Source organism: Streptococcus mitis (assembly GCF_002096895.1).
Lineage (GTDB): Bacteria > Bacillota > Bacilli > Lactobacillales > Streptococcaceae > Streptococcus > Streptococcus mitis_AH.
The window spans coordinates 100,952-117,288 of the sequence record NZ_NCVI01000019.1 but is presented as its reverse complement, the minus strand read 5'-3'; the positions used below and the strand labels follow the sequence as shown (position 1 = coordinate 117,288).

At 43.4% G+C, this 16,337-nt stretch carries 13 protein-coding genes; 11 read left to right on the top strand and 2 right to left on the bottom strand.

Annotated features, from left to right (window positions below; all coding sequences use genetic code 11):
* The first annotated feature begins 2 nt into the window (after window positions 1-2).
* The 11 genes from purF (at window position 3) to purB (ending at window position 10,791) form a co-directional block, all read left to right on the top strand.
* Complete coding sequence (gene purF / locus B7697_RS04480; protein ID WP_049544726.1) at window positions 3-1,445, top strand: amidophosphoribosyltransferase; 1,443 nt, start codon at window positions 3-5, stop codon at window positions 1,443-1,445.
* A gap of 212 nt (window positions 1,446-1,657) precedes the next feature.
* Complete coding sequence (gene purM / locus B7697_RS04475; protein ID WP_084950540.1) at window positions 1,658-2,677, top strand: phosphoribosylformylglycinamidine cyclo-ligase; 1,020 nt, start codon at window positions 1,658-1,660, stop codon at window positions 2,675-2,677.
* On the top strand, window positions 2,674-3,225 hold the full coding sequence (purN, locus tag B7697_RS04470; RefSeq protein ID WP_023947406.1) for a phosphoribosylglycinamide formyltransferase: 552 nt from the start codon (window positions 2,674-2,676) through the stop codon (window positions 3,223-3,225). The genes purM and purN overlap by 4 nt, the downstream gene beginning before the upstream one ends.
* A 44-nt stretch (window positions 3,226-3,269) precedes the next feature.
* Window positions 3,270-3,734: a GNAT family N-acetyltransferase gene (locus tag B7697_RS04465; RefSeq protein WP_031237093.1), complete on the top strand. Its 465-nt coding sequence runs from the start codon at window positions 3,270-3,272 to the stop codon at window positions 3,732-3,734.
* Between the two features lies 1 nt (window position 3,735).
* Window positions 3,736-5,283, top strand: a complete 1,548-nt coding sequence (gene purH / locus B7697_RS04460; RefSeq protein ID WP_084950539.1) for a bifunctional phosphoribosylaminoimidazolecarboxamide formyltransferase/IMP cyclohydrolase — start codon at window positions 3,736-3,738, stop codon at window positions 5,281-5,283.
* Window positions 5,284-5,404: 121 nt separating this feature from the next.
* On the top strand, window positions 5,405-6,670 hold the full coding sequence (gene purD, locus B7697_RS04455) for a phosphoribosylamine--glycine ligase (RefSeq protein ID WP_084950537.1): 1,266 nt from the start codon (window positions 5,405-5,407) through the stop codon (window positions 6,668-6,670).
* Between the two features lie 199 nt (window positions 6,671-6,869).
* Window positions 6,870-7,361, top strand: coding sequence for a 5-(carboxyamino)imidazole ribonucleotide mutase (purE, locus tag B7697_RS04450; protein ID WP_084950535.1), 492 nt, complete (start codon window positions 6,870-6,872; stop codon window positions 7,359-7,361).
* Entirely contained in the window at window positions 7,348-8,427 is a 1,080-nt protein-coding gene (gene purK / locus B7697_RS04445; protein WP_084950534.1) for a 5-(carboxyamino)imidazole ribonucleotide synthase, read from the top strand. Before purE ends, purK begins: the two co-directional genes overlap by 14 nt.
* Before the next feature lie 129 nt (window positions 8,428-8,556).
* Window positions 8,557-8,781 carry a hypothetical protein gene (locus B7697_RS04440; protein ID WP_020902266.1) on the top strand — a complete coding sequence of 75 codons (225 nt, stop codon included), beginning with the start codon at window positions 8,557-8,559 and terminating at the stop codon, window positions 8,779-8,781.
* Window positions 8,782-8,794: 13 nt separating this feature from the next.
* A complete protein-coding gene (locus tag B7697_RS04435; RefSeq protein WP_020902267.1) occupies window positions 8,795-9,490 on the top strand; it encodes a hypothetical protein in 696 nt (231 codons plus the stop codon).
* 2 nt (window positions 9,491-9,492) lie between these two features.
* Window positions 9,493-10,791: an adenylosuccinate lyase gene (purB, locus tag B7697_RS04430; RefSeq protein ID WP_084950532.1), complete on the top strand. Its 1,299-nt coding sequence runs from the start codon at window positions 9,493-9,495 to the stop codon at window positions 10,789-10,791.
* A 54-nt stretch (window positions 10,792-10,845) separates the two neighbouring features.
* Here the strand turns inward: purB and strH are convergent, their stop codons facing one another.
* Entirely contained in the window at window positions 10,846-15,054 is a 4,209-nt protein-coding gene (gene strH / locus B7697_RS04425) for an LPXTG-anchored beta-N-acetylhexosaminidase StrH (protein ID WP_084950561.1), read from the bottom strand.
* Between the two features lie 315 nt (window positions 15,055-15,369).
* On the bottom strand, window positions 15,370-16,086 hold the full coding sequence (locus tag B7697_RS04420) for a GntR family transcriptional regulator (protein WP_031237756.1): 717 nt from the start codon (window positions 16,084-16,086) through the stop codon (window positions 15,370-15,372).
* Window positions 16,087-16,337 lie beyond the last annotated feature (251 nt).

Here is a 16,337-nt window from a genome sequence, read left to right as displayed (position 1 = left end):
AAATGACATACGAAGTAAAATCTCTTAATGAAGAATGCGGTGTTTTCGGTATCTGGGGACATCCAGATGCTGCTAAATTGACCTATTTTGGTCTCCATAGTCTTCAGCACCGTGGTCAAGAGGGGGCAGGAATCCTTTCCAATGACCAAGGGAAATTAAAGCGGCATCGCGATATGGGTCTTCTATCAGAAGTCTTCAGAAACCCTGCTAACTTAGATAAATTGACGGGGACTGGTGCGATTGGGCATGTGCGTTACGCGACTGCTGGCGAAGCTTCTGTAGATAATATCCAGCCTTTCCTTTTTCGTTTTCACGATATGCAGTTTGGTTTGGCTCATAATGGAAATCTGACCAATGCAGCCTCTCTCAAGAAAGAACTAGAACAAAGAGGAGCGATTTTCAGCGCGACTTCGGACTCGGAAATCTTGGCCCACCTCATTCGTCGCAGTCATAATCCTAGCCTGATGGGCAAAATCAAGGAGGCGCTCAGTCTAGTTAAAGGTGGCTTTGCCTATATCTTGCTGTTTGAAGATAAGTTAATTGCTGCTCTTGACCCCAATGGTTTCCGTCCGCTTTCTATCGGGAAAATGGCCAACGGAGCAGTGGTTGTTTCATCTGAAACCTGTGCTTTTGAGGTTATTGGTGCTGAATGGATTCGTGATTTGAAGCCAGGTGAGATTGTGATCATTGATGACAAGGGAATCCAGTATGATAGCTATACAGATGATACCCAGTTAGCAATCTGTTCTATGGAGTATATCTATTTTGCTCGCCCTGATTCTAACATTCATGGTGTCAATGTTCATACGGCACGTAAACGTATGGGTGCTCAATTGGCGCGTGAATTCAAGCATGAGGCGGATATCGTGGTCGGTGTGCCCAATTCTTCCCTCAGCGCGGCTATGGGATTTTCTGAAGAGTCCGGGCTACCAAATGAAATGGGCCTCATCAAGAACCAATACACCCAACGTACCTTTATCCAACCGACTCAAGAATTACGGGAGCAAGGGGTGCGGATGAAACTCTCTGCTGTTTCAGGCGTTGTAAAAGGCAAGCGTGTGGTTATGATTGATGACTCTATTGTACGTGGAACAACCTCTCGTCGGATCGTTCAACTCTTGAAAGAAGCGGGTGCGACTGAGGTTCACGTTGCCATTGGTAGTCCAGCGCTAGCTTATCCATGCTTCTACGGGATTGATATCCAGACCCGTCAGGAGCTGATTGCGGCCAATCATACGGTCGAAGAAACTCGTCAAATCATTGGAGCGGACAGTCTGACATACCTTTCTGTTGAAGGTTTGATTGAGTCGATTGGGATTGAAACAGATGCGCCAAATGGCGGTCTCTGTGTCGCTTACTTTGACGGTGACTACCCAACACCTCTCTATGACTATGAAGAAGATTATCGTAGAAGTTTGGAAGAAAAGACCAGTTTTTACAAATAGATGACAGATTTTCCATTAAAAAAAAGTAACAAATAGATGACAAATAAGAATGCTTATGCCCCACGTCTCACTACTGACTAAAAGCTAAAGCATTTGTCAGTAGACGCTTTGTCCTATAGGATCAAAGCTAGAGCCCTGACTAGTATTTTTAGATAAAATAATTGTTTATCTAAAAATACGTCGCAATCTTCTCAAAGAAAAGGAATAAATAAATGACAAAAAATGCTTATGCCCAGTCGGGTGTAGATGTTGAAGCGGGTTATGAAGTTGTTGAACGGATTAAAAAGCACGTAGCTCGTACGGAGCGTGCAGGTGTCATGGGAGCTCTTGGTGGCTTTGGTGGTATGTTTGACCTTTCAAAGACTGGGGTTAAAGAACCCGTCTTGATTTCAGGAACTGATGGTGTCGGAACCAAGCTCATGCTGGCTATCAAGTACGACAAGCACGATACCATCGGTCAGGACTGTGTAGCCATGTGTGTCAATGATATCATCGCTGCAGGCGCGGAGCCTCTCTATTTCCTCGACTATGTGGCAACTGGCAAGAATGAACCAGCTAAGCTAGAACAAGTGGTTGCTGGTGTAGCAGAAGGTTGTGTGCAGGCTGGAGCAGCCCTCATCGGTGGGGAAACGGCTGAAATGCCTGGCATGTACGGCGAAGATGACTATGACTTGGCTGGTTTTGCGGTCGGTGTGGCTGAAAAATCTCAAATCATTGACGGTTCAAAGGTGGCAGAAGGAGATATTCTTCTCGGACTTGCTTCAAGTGGGATTCATTCCAATGGTTACTCTCTTGTCCGTCGTGTCTTTGCGGATTACACAGGTGAGGAAATCTTGCCAGAATTGGAAGGCAAGCAACTCAAGGAAGTTCTTCTTGAGCCAACTCGTATCTATGTCAAGGCTGTCTTACCACTCATAAAGGAAGGGTTGGTCAACGGCATTGCCCATATCACAGGTGGTGGCTTTATAGAAAATGTCCCTCGTATGTTTGCGGATGACCTAGCTGCTGAAATTGATGAAAGCAAAGTTCCAGTGCTTCCGATTTTCAAAGCTCTTGAGAAATACGGTCAGATCAAACACGAAGAAATGTTTGAAATCTTCAATATGGGTGTGGGACTTATGCTAGCAGTTAGCCCTGAAAATGTAAGTCGTATCAAGGAATTGTTGGATGAACCAGTCTATGAAATTGGTCGTATCGTCAAGAAAGAAAACGAAAGTGTCATCATCAAATGAAAAAAATAGCGGTTTTTGCCTCTGGTAATGGCTCAAATTTTCAGGTGATAGCGGAACAATTTCCAGTAGAGTTTGTCTTTTCAGACCATCGTGACGCCTATGTGCTCGAACGTGCAGACAAGCTCGGCGTTCTGTCCTATGCTTTTGAACTCAAGGAGTTTGACAACAAGGCAGACTACGAAGCAGCCCTTGTCGAACTCTTGGAAGAGCACCAGATTGACTGGGTTTGTCTAGCAGGCTACATGAAAATTGTTGGGCCTACTTTACTAGCAGCTTATGAAGGTCGGATTATCAACATTCATCCAGCATACTTGCCAGAATTTCCAGGAGCTCATGGGATTGAGGATGCTTGGAATGCTGACGTGGATCAGTCTGGTGTGACCATTCACTGGGTGGATTCGGGTGTGGATACAGGAAAGGTTATCAAACAAGTGCGTGTGCCACGGCTGGCTGATGATACGATTGAAAGTTTTGAAACTCGGATTCATGAGGCAGAGTACAAGTTGTATCCAGAGGTTCTGGATAGCTTGGGAGTTGCACGAAAATAAGATCGAAGTCAAGTTTTGATTGCGCAATCTTGCTGGGAGAAAAAATGATTGAACTGAAATTAGTAGATGAGAGCAGTTTTCAGGCAGTGCTGGATTTGAAAATATCTGAAGCTGATAAACGAGCACGTTTCGTGGCTCCAAATGTACGCTCTTTAGCTGATGCATGGCTCTACCGGAAAAACGAAGATGTGTTTCCGATGGCGATCTATTGGGATAAGCAAGTGGTTGGCTTTCTCCTGCTGGAAATAGACAAGGATGAAGCGGAATACTTTATCTGGCGGATAATGATTGGCCAACAGTACCAAGGAAGAGGTTATGGACGAAAAGCTGTGGAAGTTCTGATCAAAAAGGCTCAGATGGATAGCACTTGCAATCATATTATCGCAGATTATGTGGTTGGAAATGAAAAAATGAAGCACCTGTTGACTAGTTTGGGTTTTCAGGAAACAGGATTTATAGAAGAAAATAACGAAGTCGCTATGCGCTTGGACCTAAAGAAAGAGGAATAGAATGACGAAAAAAGCTTTAATCAGCGTCTCAGATAAAGCGGGCATTGTTGAATTTGCCCAAGAACTCAAAAAACTTGGTTGGGAGATTATCTCGACAGGTGGGACCAAGGTTGCCCTTGATAATGCTGGGGTGAAGACCATTGCCATCGATGATGTGACTGGTTTTCCAGAGATGATGGATGGCCGTGTCAAGACCCTTCATCCAAATATCCACGGGGGACTTTTGGCTCGTCGTGACTTGGATAGTCACTTGGAAGCAGCTAAGGAGAACCAGATTGAGCTCATTGATCTTGTTGTGGTAAACCTTTACCCATTTAAGGAAACCATCCTCAAACCAGACGTGATTTACGCTGATGCGGTGGAGAATATCGATATCGGCGGGCCATCTATGCTTCGTTCAGCAGCGAAAAATCATGCCAGTGTTACAGTTGTGGTAGATCCTGCTGACTACGCTGTGGTTTTGGACGAGTTGTTAGCCAATGGTGAAACGACTTATGAAACTCGCCAACGTTTGGCAGCCAAGGTTTTCCGTCATACAGCGGCTTATGACGCCTTGATTGCAGAGTATTTCACAGCTCAAGTGGGGGAAAGCAAACCTGAAAAGCTCACTTTGACCTATGACCTCAAACAAGCTATGCGTTACGGTGAGAACCCTCAACAAGACGCGGACTTCTACCAAAAAGCCTTGCCGACTGACTACTCGATTGCTTCAGCGAAACAGCTCAACGGGAAAGAATTGTCATTTAATAATATCCGTGACGCTGATGCGGCCATTCGTATCATCCGTGATTTTAAAGACCGTCCAACCGTTGTGGCTCTCAAACACATGAACCCATGTGGAATTGGTCAAGCTGATGATATCGAAACAGCTTGGGACTACGCTTATGAGTCTGACCCAGTTTCTATCTTTGGTGGTATCGTCGTTCTCAACCGTGAGGTGGATGCTGCGACAGCTGAGAAGATGCACGGCGTTTTCCTTGAAATCATTATCGCACCAAGCTATACCGATGAGGCGCTAGCCATTTTGACCAATAAAAAGAAAAACTTGCGTATCCTTTCCTTGCCATTTGATGCTCAAGAGGCTAGCGAAGTGGAAGCAGAATACACAGGCGTAGTAGGTGGACTTCTGGTGCAAAACCAAGACGTGGTCAAGGAAAGCCCAGCTGACTGGCAAGTGGTGACCAAACGCCAACCAACTGAGACAGAAGCGACAGCTCTTGAGTTTGCTTGGAAGGCTATCAAGTATGTCAAATCAAACGGTATCATCGTGACCAACGACCATATGACACTTGGTGTTGGCCCAGGTCAAACCAATCGTGTGGCTTCAGTCCGTATTGCCATTGACCAAGCTAAAGACCGTCTGGACGGCGCTGTGCTTGCTTCTGATGCCTTCTTCCCATTTGCGGATAACGTGGAAGAAATCGCCAAAGCAGGTATCAAGGCCATCATCCAGCCAGGTGGGTCTGTCCGTGATCAGGAATCAATTGAAGCTGCTGACAAATACGGCTTGACTATGGTCTTCACAGGAGTGAGACATTTTAGACATTAAGAACGTTAAAGGGAAGAAAACAGTTTCTTTCCTTTTTTGCGTAAAAATGCGGAGTGAAACAAGATTAAAACGAACGTTTGTGGTATAATATTAGTAAATAATTCGCAAAAGAGGTTGAGGAATGAAGCTGTTAGTTGTCGGTTCGGGTGGTCGTGAACATGCGATTGCTAAGAAATTGCTTGAGTCAAAAGAAGTAGAAAAGGTTTTTGTTGCTCCTGGGAATGATGGGATGACTCTGGATGGTTTGGAATTGGTAAATATCTCTATTTCCGAACATTCTAAATTGATTGAGTTTGCAAAAGCCAATGATATCGCTTGGTCCTTTATCGGGCCAGATGACGCTCTTGCGGCTGGGATTGTGGATGATTTTAACAAAGCTGGGCTCAAAGCCTTTGGTCCGACAAGATTGGCAGCAGAGCTGGAGTGGTCCAAGGATTTTGCCAAGGAAATCATGGTCAAATACGACGTTCCGACAGCAGCCTACGGCACATTTTCAGATTTTGAGGAAGCCAAGGCTTATATCGAGGAGAAAGACGCTCCTATCGTCGTTAAGGCAGATGGTTTGGCACTTGGGAAGGGTGTCGTCGTTGCCGAGACGGTTGAGCAAGCAGTAGAAGCCGCTCACGAGATGCTCTTAGACAATAAATTCGGTGATTCAGGTGCGCGTGTGGTTATCGAGGAATTCCTTGACGGGGAGGAGTTCTCTCTCTTTGCCTTTGTCAATGGTGACAAGTTCTACATCATGCCAACGGCTCAGGACCACAAACGTGCCTACGATGGCGATAAGGGTCCTAACACGGGAGGTATGGGTGCCTATGCACCAGTTCCTCACTTGCCACAGAGTGTAGTTGATACAGCGGTGGAGACTATTGTCAAGCTAGTCCTAGAGGGCATGATCCAAGAAGGGCGTCCATATCTGGGAGTTCTTTACGCAGGGCTTATCTTGACAGCTGATGGACCTAAGGTCATCGAGTTTAATGCTCGCTTCGGAGATCCAGAAACTCAGATTATCTTGCCTCGTCTGACCTCTGATTTTGCCCAAAATATCACAGATATTCTGGATAGCAAGGAGCCAAACATCACCTGGACGGACAAGGGTGTGACTCTGGGTGTGGTTGTCGCATCCAATGGTTATCCGCTAGACTATGAAAAAGGTGTCAAGTTGCCAGCCAAGACAGAAGGCGACATTATCACCTATTATGCAGGGGCTAAGTTTGCGGAAAATAGCAGAGCACTGCTGTCAAACGGTGGCCGTGTTTATATGCTGGTTACCACAGCAACCACCGTCAAAGAAGCCCAAGAAACCATCTACCAAGAACTCTCCCAACAAAAAACAGAAGGCTTCTTTTACCGAACCGATATCGGAAGCAAGGCTATAAAAGATTAACAGATACTAAATTTGTCAATGGCGAGCAAAAGCGAGCCAAAGTAAGATAATGGTCGCCGTGGTGAAAAGACCAGAACAGTATCTGTTCTGGTCGGGGAAACTTTGAGACCTTAGGCTCAAAGTTTAGGAATGAAACCGAAGGTTTGCTTCCGTCCCCACCACCTAAGACCATTATTAAAAAAGAAGAAAAAGGAAAATTATGACTAAACCAATTATTTCCATCATCATGGGTTCAAAATCCGACTGGGCAACCATGCAAAAAACAGCAGAAGTCCTAGACCGCTTCGGTGTAGCCTACGAAAAGAAAGTTGTTTCTGCCCACCGTACACCAGACCTCATGTTCAGACATGCGGAGGAGGCTCGTAGCCGTGGCATCAAGGTCATCATCGCAGGTGCAGGTGGCGCAGCCCATTTGCCAGGTATGGTCGCAGCGAAAACAACCCTTCCTGTCATTGGGGTACCGGTCAAATCGCGTGCCCTTAGTGGCGTGGATTCGCTCTACTCTATCGTTCAGATGCCGGGTGGCGTACCGGTTGCGACTATGGCTATCGGGGAAGCTGGTGCGACTAATGCTGCCCTCTTCGCCCTCCGTCTTCTTTCAGTAGAAGATCAGGCTATCGCGACAGCATTGGCAGATTTCACAGAAGAGCAAGGAAAAATCGCAGAGGAGTCTACAAATGAGCTCATCTAAAACAATCGGAATTATCGGTGGTGGCCAGCTGGGTCAGATGATGGCCATTTCTGCTATCTACATGGGGCACAAGGTTATCGCACTGGATCCTGCGGCTGATTGCCCAGCCTCTCGCGTGGCGGAAATTATCGTGGCTCCTTATAACGATGTAGATGCCCTCCGTCAGTTGGCTGAGCGTTGCGATGTCCTAACCTATGAGTTTGAAAATGTCGACGCCGATGGTTTGGATGCGGTCATCAAGGATGGACAACTCCCTCAAGGGACAGATCTGCTCCGCATTTCCCAAAATCGCATTTTTGAAAAGGACTTTCTTTCAAACAAGGCTCAAGTCACTGTAGCACCCTACAAGGTTGTGACTTCAAGCCAAGACTTAGCAGATATCAACTTGTCGAAAAACTATGTTCTCAAGACTGCGACAGGTGGCTACGATGGGCATGGGCAAAAGGTCATTCGTTCAGAAGCAGACTTGGAAGAAGCCTATGTACTAGCAGATTCAGCCGACTGCGTTTTGGAAGAATTTGTCAATTTTGACCTTGAAATTTCTGTTATTGTGTCAGGAAATGGCAAGGACGTGACGGTTTTTCCAGTTCAGGAAAATATTCACCGCAACAACATCCTGTCTAAGACCATCGTGCCAGCTCGCATTTCAGAAAGTCTAGCTGAAAAAGCCAAAGCCATGGCTGTGCGAATTGCTGAACAACTTAACTTATCTGGAACGCTTTGCGTGGAAATGTTTGCGACGGCTGATGACATCATTGTAAATGAAATCGCCCCACGCCCACATAACTCAGGACACTACTCAATCGAAGCCTGTGACTTCTCCCAGTTTGATACCCATATCTTGGGCGTTCTGGGAGCACCATTGCCAGCTATCAAACTACATGCACCAGCAGTTATGCTCAATGTCCTAGGTCAACACGTCGAGGCCGCTGAAAACTATGTCACAGAAAATCCAAGCGCCCACCTCCATATGTATGGTAAAATAGAAGCGAAGCACAACCGCAAGATGGGACATGTGACTTTGTTTAGTGATGAACCGGATAAGGTTGAGGAGTTTGGGGAGTAAGACAGGACCCCAGTTATAAGGTCCGTTGTCTTACCCCTGCAAAGTTGACTAGGCTTGTCGCAGACGAAACATCGGCAAGAGGAGTCAGTCAACTACTGCTGGAAAGGGATTGATTTTTAGGAGTTGCCTATGATTAAAATCATTGTTCATGCCTATGTCCAAGCTGACAAAGAAAAAGCCGTCGTTGAAGTCGTATTTGCGTCAGCAGACGAGCAAGCTGTTTATGATAAATTGGCTGAATTGACAAAACAGTTTCCGAATGACTATCTTGCCATCTATGATTTACCACAAGATACGGACTTGAACCAGTTGGCACATTATCCCTCTGTGGCGATTGGGAAAGAGGATTTTTAGGAGGAAAATTAAAATGGCGACATTATTAACTGCTGTCGGTAATACAATTTGGGACTTCCAAATAAAAGATTTTATAACAATTGGAATTTCAGCACTTGCATTATTATTTTCTGGGATTAGTCTAGCAGTAAGTTTTCTATCATTTAGAAGAAATAGTACAAAATTGAAAGTAACGCAATTAATTTTTAGACCTACCCCTCTTTCAGAGGGTGCATTGCCTAATAAACTTTATTTGGATCGTGAGCAAGATCAAAGCCTATGGTCTCAAATACCTATGGTTTACCTATTAGTATATCTAAAAATCGATAATCTGAGTTATACCCCGATTTCATTAAACAGAGTTATTATTAATGGAAACTTTGTAGTTACTATGGCAAATAGATTTAAGTTTAGAGAGAGCGGTTTAAGTTTAGCTCATTTTGCTTCTGAGGATAGTCATTTACAAGATCTTCAGCGTTTTGGGACCGCAATCCCCATGTCGGTAACAGGATTGAAGAAAGATGACTACAATTTTATTACTATTGGAGATAGAATTGAAGCAAAATCAACACTTGAGGGAGTATTGATAGTCCAAGGAAGTATTGATTTATATAATGCTATTAATGATGGAAACAATCAATTAGAAATTTGTACCCCAGATAAAAACTTTAAAGTTGATGTAGAAATTGCCAAAACAAAGATTTACAATTTTGATGAAGGAGAAAAATAAACATGCTAAACCGTTATTCACGCCCTGAGATGGCGGCAATTTGGAGTGAAGAAAATAAATACCGTGCTTGGCTTGAGGTGGAAATCTTGGCTGACGAGGCATGGGCTGAGTTGGGGGAAATCCCTAAGGAAGATGTGGCTTTGATTCGCGAGAAGGCGGACTTTGACATCGACCGTATTTTGGAGATTGAGCAAGAGACTCGTCACGATGTGGTGGCTTTCACGCGTGCGGTTTCTGAGACGCTTGGTGAAGAGCGCAAGTGGGTTCACTATGGTTTGACATCTACTGACGTGGTAGATACTGCCTACGGTTACCTCTACAAGCAAGCCAACGACATCATCCGGCGTGACCTTGAAAACTTCACCAACATCATCGCTGACAAAGCGAAAGAACACAAATTCACTATCATGATGGGGCGTACCCACGGTGTGCACGCTGAGCCTACAACCTTTGGTCTTAAATTGGCGACTTGGTACAGCGAAATGAAGCGCAACATCGAGCGCTTCGAGCATGCGGCTGCTGGTGTGGAAGCTGGTAAAATCTCTGGTGCGGTTGGGAACTTTGCCAACATTCCACCATTTGTAGAGCAATACGTCTGCGACAAATTGGGTATCCGTGCTCAAGAAATCTCTACACAGGTGCTTCCTCGTGACCTTCACGCTGAGTACTTTGCAGTTCTTGCTAGCATCGCAACTTCAATCGAACGCATGGCGACTGAAATCCGTGGTCTACAAAAATCTGAGCAACGCGAAGTAGAAGAATTCTTTGCCAAAGGTCAAAAAGGATCTTCAGCAATGCCTCATAAACGCAACCCAATCGGTTCTGAGAACATGACGGGTCTTGCGCGTGTTATCCGTGGTCACATGATTACGGCCTATGAGAATGTCGCTCTCTGGCACGAACGCGACATCTCTCACTCATCAGCTGAACGCATTATAACACCAGACACGACCATTTTGATAGACTACATGCTTAACCGTTTCGGAAATATCGTCAAGAACTTGACCGTCTTCCCAGAAAACATGATCCGCAACATGAACTCTACTTTTGGTCTTATCTTTAGCCAGCGTGCTATGTTGACTTTGATTGAAAAAGGGATGACTCGTGAGCAAGCCTATGACTTGGTGCAACCAAAAACAGCCTACTCTTGGGATAATCAAGTGGACTTCAAACCACTACTTGAAGCAGATCCAGAAGTAACATCACGTCTCACACAAGAAGAAATCGATGAAATCTTCAACCCTCTTTATTACACTAAACGAGTGGACGATATCTTTGACCGTCTTGGACTGGGTGATTAATTAAAAAATAAACAGCGAGCTTCAATCTCGCTGTTTATTTTTTATCGAAAAGACTTAGTCTTCTTTTCTTTTAGTGAGTCCATAGGCTGCTAGTGAGGCCATGAGTCCTGCGACTACTAGTCCTGCAGAATCGTGACTTCCTGTTTCAGGAAGTTTTTTCTCTGTTGCCACAGGAGCTGGACCTTGAGGAAGAGCTTTGCTTTCCTCAGCAGGAGCAGTTGATGGAGCTGGTTGGCTTGAGATTTCTAGTTTTGGTTTTTCTTCAGCAATAGCGGCTTGTCCGTTTTCATCGCCTACATGTGTTACCAGAGTTCCGACTTCGACTATTTGAGTAACAGCTTCCTGTGCTACGACACTATTTACAAGAGTTTTCACTTCCTTGCCATCGACAGTGCTCACAGAGTAGAAGTTTGTACGGCGACCGTTGACACCTTTAGTAATGACTTGTGTTTTTCCTTTGAGCAAGAGTGGATTTTCACGAGTCACTGTGGTAAATGGAATTTCTTCTTCTTGGATATCCAGTCTAGGTTTTGTTTCTGCAACTGGAGCAAGATCATGTTCATCACCTACATGTGTTACAAGGGTTCCGACTTCAACAATTTGAGTAACTGCTTCTTTGGTTACAAGACTATCTACAAGTGTTTTCACTTCCTTGCCATCAACAGTGCTCACAGAGTAGAAGTTACTACGATGTCCATTGACGCCCTTAGTAATGACTTGTGTTTTTCCTTTGAGTAAGAGTGGATTTTCACGAGTTACTGTGGTAAATGGAATTTCTTCTTCTTGGATATCCAGTTTAGGTTTTACCTCAGTAGTTGGTGCAAGACCACTTTCATCACCCTTATGAGTTACAGGAGCGCCGACTTCAACCACTTGGTTTACAACTTCTTTGGTTACCTGGCTATCAAGGACTGTTTCTGTTGTTTTTCCATTTTCAGTGAGTACAGAGATGTAATGAGTTCGTTCACCTTTGACTCCTGCTGTGATAATATTTTCCTGACCAGCTGGGAGGTTAGGATTTTCTTTCTTGATAACTTCAAATGGAATTTCTTCAGTTCTTGTGATGAGTTCTGGACTGGTTTCAACATTGGCAGCCACTTCATTTTCATCCAGGCTTCCTGAGTGAGTTGCAGCTGGTTTAAGACCTAAGCGAGCAGCTTTTAGGTTGGCTACAAGTATGTCAAGCTCAGCTTGTTTATTACGGTTGAGGTTGTAATTTAGAGCTGTTTTAGCTGCGTCAAGGGCCTCAAGACTTTCTTTACTATATCCTTCTAAGTTTGTAGGAATTTTAGCTAATTCTTCGCGGAGAGCATTATAATTAGCAAGGAAGTAGTCTTTGTTGTGGTCTGCAAAGGCAGTCATGAGTTCAAAGATTTCTTCTTCCTTGTACTCTGCGCTTGGTTTGTCTGCCCAGATAGCAAGCATACTGCCGACTGTTGGAAGGTCTACTTCGGGATACTTAGTAGAAGCAAGTTGATTGAATGGAACTTTACCAGAATTTTCAACAGCTTTTGATAGTGGATAAGCTTCGTCTGGTTTATGATTGCCTAGAACATAATACCAGTCTCCATTGGTGTTGAGGAGTTTGTATCCTTTACTTGCCAGGTACTGAGGAGTTGCAAGGTTGTAACCCCACCATCCTTTAGACCAGTAAGATATGATGACATCCTTATCAAACTGAACATCGTCCTTGTCTTCATAGTAGAAGCCATCGTTGAAGGCCATTGGTTGAAGACCTCTTTCTTTGGCCATGGCAGCAAGGGTGTTAGAGTACTCAGCAAACTTGCCATAGAGATTGTAGTATTTTAGATAATACCAGCCTTGCGCGTTGGTGGCATCATTGGCATATTCGTCTGTACCATAGTTAAAGATCTTAGTCTTGCCTGCAAAGAAGTCCATGTACTTGCCAATAAGTGCTTTGACAAAGTTCATGGCCTCTTCGTTTTCAAGGTCCATGGTTGTTTTGGAGACCTTGTCAAAGTTGGCTTGAGGATTTTTAATACCCAATTTTTCCATGGCAACCAGCATAGCATCCATATGCCCTGGGCTATTAATAGCTGGAATCAGACCAATACCTTTTTCCTTAGCGTATTTAGCAAGCTCTGTCACTTCTGCCTGTGTTAGTGCAGTACCGTTTGGATCGTCGTAGTAAGCTTTAGTTCCTTCGATAATAGCTTTTTTAACGTCATCACTAGCATAGGTTTTTCCGTTGGCAGTAATGGTCATATCATCGAGTAGGAAGCGAAGTCCGTCATTTCCTAGAAGGAGATGAACATCAGAATATCCGAGTTCACTGGCCTTATCTACGATGCGTTTGAGCTGGTCCAGAGTAAAGTATTTGCGTCCAGCATCGATTGAGATTACCTTGTTTTTGGCAAGTTTTTCAACCTCACGTTTAGCATCTTCTTCTTTTTGAGCTTCTGGTGTGAAGGTCAAATTGCTGACTGCTTCTTGAAGTTTTGCAATTGCTTGGTCAATCGTGTCTTGTTGGGCACGGCTGAGGTTGCTATCGAGAGAGCGAATAGCTTTTTCAGCTTCTTTTACGGCCGCGACGCTTTCTGCAGTATAACGGTTAAGGTCTTTTGGTACCTCGTTAAGTGCTTTTTCTGCAGACTCATAATCAGCTGCGAAGTATTCAGCGTTAGAATTTGCGAATTGACGCATGAGTTTGAAGAGGCGTGATGGTGAATAACGTGCAGATGGAGTGTCAGCCCAAGCAGCTACCATACCACCGATGATTGGGATATCAGCTCCTTCTGTTTTTGGTACAGAAGTGATTGGTGTGTTTTTAATACCATTGAGCCCCTGATCGAGATTGTACCAGCCTTGGCCATCAGCGTTTCGTCCAAGAACGTAGTACCAAGCATCGTTAGTGTTTAGGATTTGGTGACCTTTTTCTACTAGAAGTTTAGAAGAAGCGACGTCGTAACCTCCCCATCCACCAGTCCACATTGAAACGATGATATCTTTGTCAAAAGTACCAAAGCTTGTATCGCTATTGTAGTAGATTCCATCGTTGAAGGCCATTGGTTTGAGACCGTGCGATTTTACAATACGAGCTAGGTCATTGGCGTAGGCAATAAATTTTTCATATCCTTTTACAGGGTAGCCTTCGTTTGGATAGTATTTATCAGCTTGAAGAACGCTCCAACCTTTAGCGTTTGTTGCATCATTGGCATATTCATCAAGTCCGATGTTGAAGATTTCAGTCTTTTTCGCGAAATAAGCAGCATATTTATCGATAAGGGCTTTTGTAAAAGCGACTGCTTGTTCGTTGTCAAGATCGACAGTACGAGCTGATTCCTTCCCAAAATAGCTAAAGTTAGGATTTTGTATTCCCAATTCTTTCATGGCATTGAGGATCGCATCCATGTGACCAGGACTATTTACTGTCGGAATGAGACCGATGCCTTTATCTTTGGCATAGTTAATCAGATCTGTCATTTGACTTTCTGTTAAGTGATTGCCGTTTGGATCGTTGTAATAATCATTCGTACCTTTTTCAATGGCACGTTTGACATCGTCACTGGCATAGGTCTTGCCGTTAGCTGTGATGCTCATATCGTCCAACATGAAGCGGAGTCCATCATTTCCGACTAATAGGTGTAAATCAGTGTAGCCATAATGTTTCGCTTTGTCAATGATTTCCTTGAGTTGTTCTGGTGAGAAATATTTACGTCCAGCATCAATAGAAACAATTTTCTTTTTCGCTAGTTTTTCATTTACAGTTGCAGCACGTTCCTTTCCTGCCTCTGTTGCCGGTTTGTCAGCCTCTGCTTTCGCTTCATCTTTTTTAGCATCTTTTTCAGCTGGTTTATCCTTGTCAGTCTTGTCTGTATTTGACTCTTTAGAATCAGCCTCTTTCTTAGGGCTAGCTTCTTCTGCCTTTTTATTAGCAGTTTCTTTTTCAGCAGAAGTTGGAGTTACCACTTCTTCTTTATCACTAGGAGTTGAACTAACTTCCTCTTGTGGTTTTTCTTCTGTTTTTGGAAGACTAGCTACCTTATCAGTAGCTGGAATTTCTGTTTCTACAGTTTTTGGAGCTTCTGGTTGAAGCTCTGCTTTAGGTGTTTCCTCAGTCCGATTTTCGGATGATTGAGGGGAATCAGAAACCGTATGGATGGTCGGTTGGTTTTCTGTAGTAGTAGAAGTAACTCCATCGGCTGCAACAGCCTGTGCTTGGAAGGCGAATCCAATTAGAACAGAAGCTGCTCCTACAGCGTATTTACGAATAGAAAAACGCTGTTGTTTTTCATGTTTCATTGCAAAACCTCCTGATTGCATTGTTATATTGATAGCGTTTACATAAATCAACACCTTTATTTTATTTCTTATATTAACGAGAGTCAAGAGGAGATGACAAAAAACTATAATAAGTATAAAAAAATATAAAATTTAAGCTTAAGATTTCAGATTGGTCGGAAAGATACATATATATATCTAGTATAATTTTTTGGTTCTATTTCTATAAAATATTCCACAAATTATAGAATCTTCCCAAAATAGGTAAGCGCTACCTTTTTGGTGTGGTATAATAAACATAGAAAAAGCCCAAGCGCTTAGGCTCAGGCTTTCTTCTTAGTGATCACGGTCACATGAAATGAATTTGATTTTGTAGTAATCCGCTCGTTTATATGTTTCGCTGTATGCGAGAACTTGACCAGTAGACTCTAGTTTAGTAGTCTTGGTTTGTAAAACGGTTGGGAATTGTTCATCGACTCCGAGGACCGAAGCCGCATGTTCTGGAGTTGGAAATGCTATTTCATTGATTTCTTCAAAATGTTCATCATTCATGTGAATGTGGTAATCCAATTTGAAACGGTTATAGATAGAGCTATAATATTCAAGATTTGGATAATTTGCGTTGATGTATTGTTCTGGGATGTAAGATGTATGGTAGATGTAAACAACACCACCTGTTTCGCGTACGCGTTCAATCTTGTAGTAGAACTGATCTCCGCGTAGTCCAAGTTTTTCTAAGTAGCTTAGTTTGTTTCCACGCTCAATAGAAAGGACGGTAACTTTATCATCTTTAGTTTCAAAAACTTCTACATCTGAAAACTCTACGAGTTTGTGTTTGCGTGCGCGTGAAACGAATGTACCCTTTCCTTGTTGACGGACAATATAGCCATCCTTGGCAAGGTCGTTTAAGGCGCGGACAACTGTGATAGAACTCACATCATACATTGCAATCAATTCAGCTTCAGTGTAGAATTTATCTCCACTGGCGAATTGACCAGAAATGATTTTGTTCTTTAACTCATCTTTAATATATTGATACTTTGGAATTGCCATATTTTCACCTCGATTTTCCTTCTCCGTTAAAGATTTTACCATAAAACTGGAAAGAATAGTAGCCTTTTGAATAAAAAAATTAGAATAATAGGCTATAAGGTTAATTTACCTAGGAATAAATAGAAAAATCTACATTTTTATACATGGTGCTAAAATGTTGTTATGACTATAGATTACAAGATTTTTATAAGTTTTTTGTGTAAAATTTAGTGAAAAATGAAAAAAATTGTGAAAACCTATTGACAAATGCA

What these genes read in the sequence shown, in the direction of transcription:
- purF (WP_049544726.1), top strand. Translation starts at nt 3, where the DNA reads ATGACATACGAAGTAAAATCTCTTAATGAAGAATGCGGTGTTTTCGGT.
- purM (WP_084950540.1), top strand. Translation starts at nt 1,658, where the DNA reads ATGACAAAAAATGCTTATGCCCAGTCGGGTGTAGATGTTGAAGCGGGT.
- purN (WP_023947406.1), top strand. Translation starts at nt 2,674, where the DNA reads ATGAAAAAAATAGCGGTTTTTGCCTCTGGTAATGGCTCAAATTTTCAG.
- B7697_RS04465 (WP_031237093.1), top strand. Translation starts at nt 3,270, where the DNA reads ATGATTGAACTGAAATTAGTAGATGAGAGCAGTTTTCAGGCAGTGCTG.
- purH (WP_084950539.1), top strand. Translation starts at nt 3,736, where the DNA reads ATGACGAAAAAAGCTTTAATCAGCGTCTCAGATAAAGCGGGCATTGTT.
- purD (WP_084950537.1), top strand. Translation starts at nt 5,405, where the DNA reads ATGAAGCTGTTAGTTGTCGGTTCGGGTGGTCGTGAACATGCGATTGCT.
- purE (WP_084950535.1), top strand. Translation starts at nt 6,870, where the DNA reads ATGACTAAACCAATTATTTCCATCATCATGGGTTCAAAATCCGACTGG.
- purK (WP_084950534.1), top strand. Translation starts at nt 7,348, where the DNA reads ATGAGCTCATCTAAAACAATCGGAATTATCGGTGGTGGCCAGCTGGGT.
- B7697_RS04440 (WP_020902266.1), top strand. Translation starts at nt 8,557, where the DNA reads ATGATTAAAATCATTGTTCATGCCTATGTCCAAGCTGACAAAGAAAAA.
- B7697_RS04435 (WP_020902267.1), top strand. Translation starts at nt 8,795, where the DNA reads ATGGCGACATTATTAACTGCTGTCGGTAATACAATTTGGGACTTCCAA.
- purB (WP_084950532.1), top strand. Translation starts at nt 9,493, where the DNA reads ATGCTAAACCGTTATTCACGCCCTGAGATGGCGGCAATTTGGAGTGAA.
- strH (WP_084950561.1), bottom strand. Translation starts at nt 15,054, where the DNA reads ATGAAACATGAAAAACAACAGCGTTTTTCTATTCGTAAATACGCTGTA.
- B7697_RS04420 (WP_031237756.1), bottom strand. Translation starts at nt 16,086, where the DNA reads ATGGCAATTCCAAAGTATCAATATATTAAAGATGAGTTAAAGAACAAA.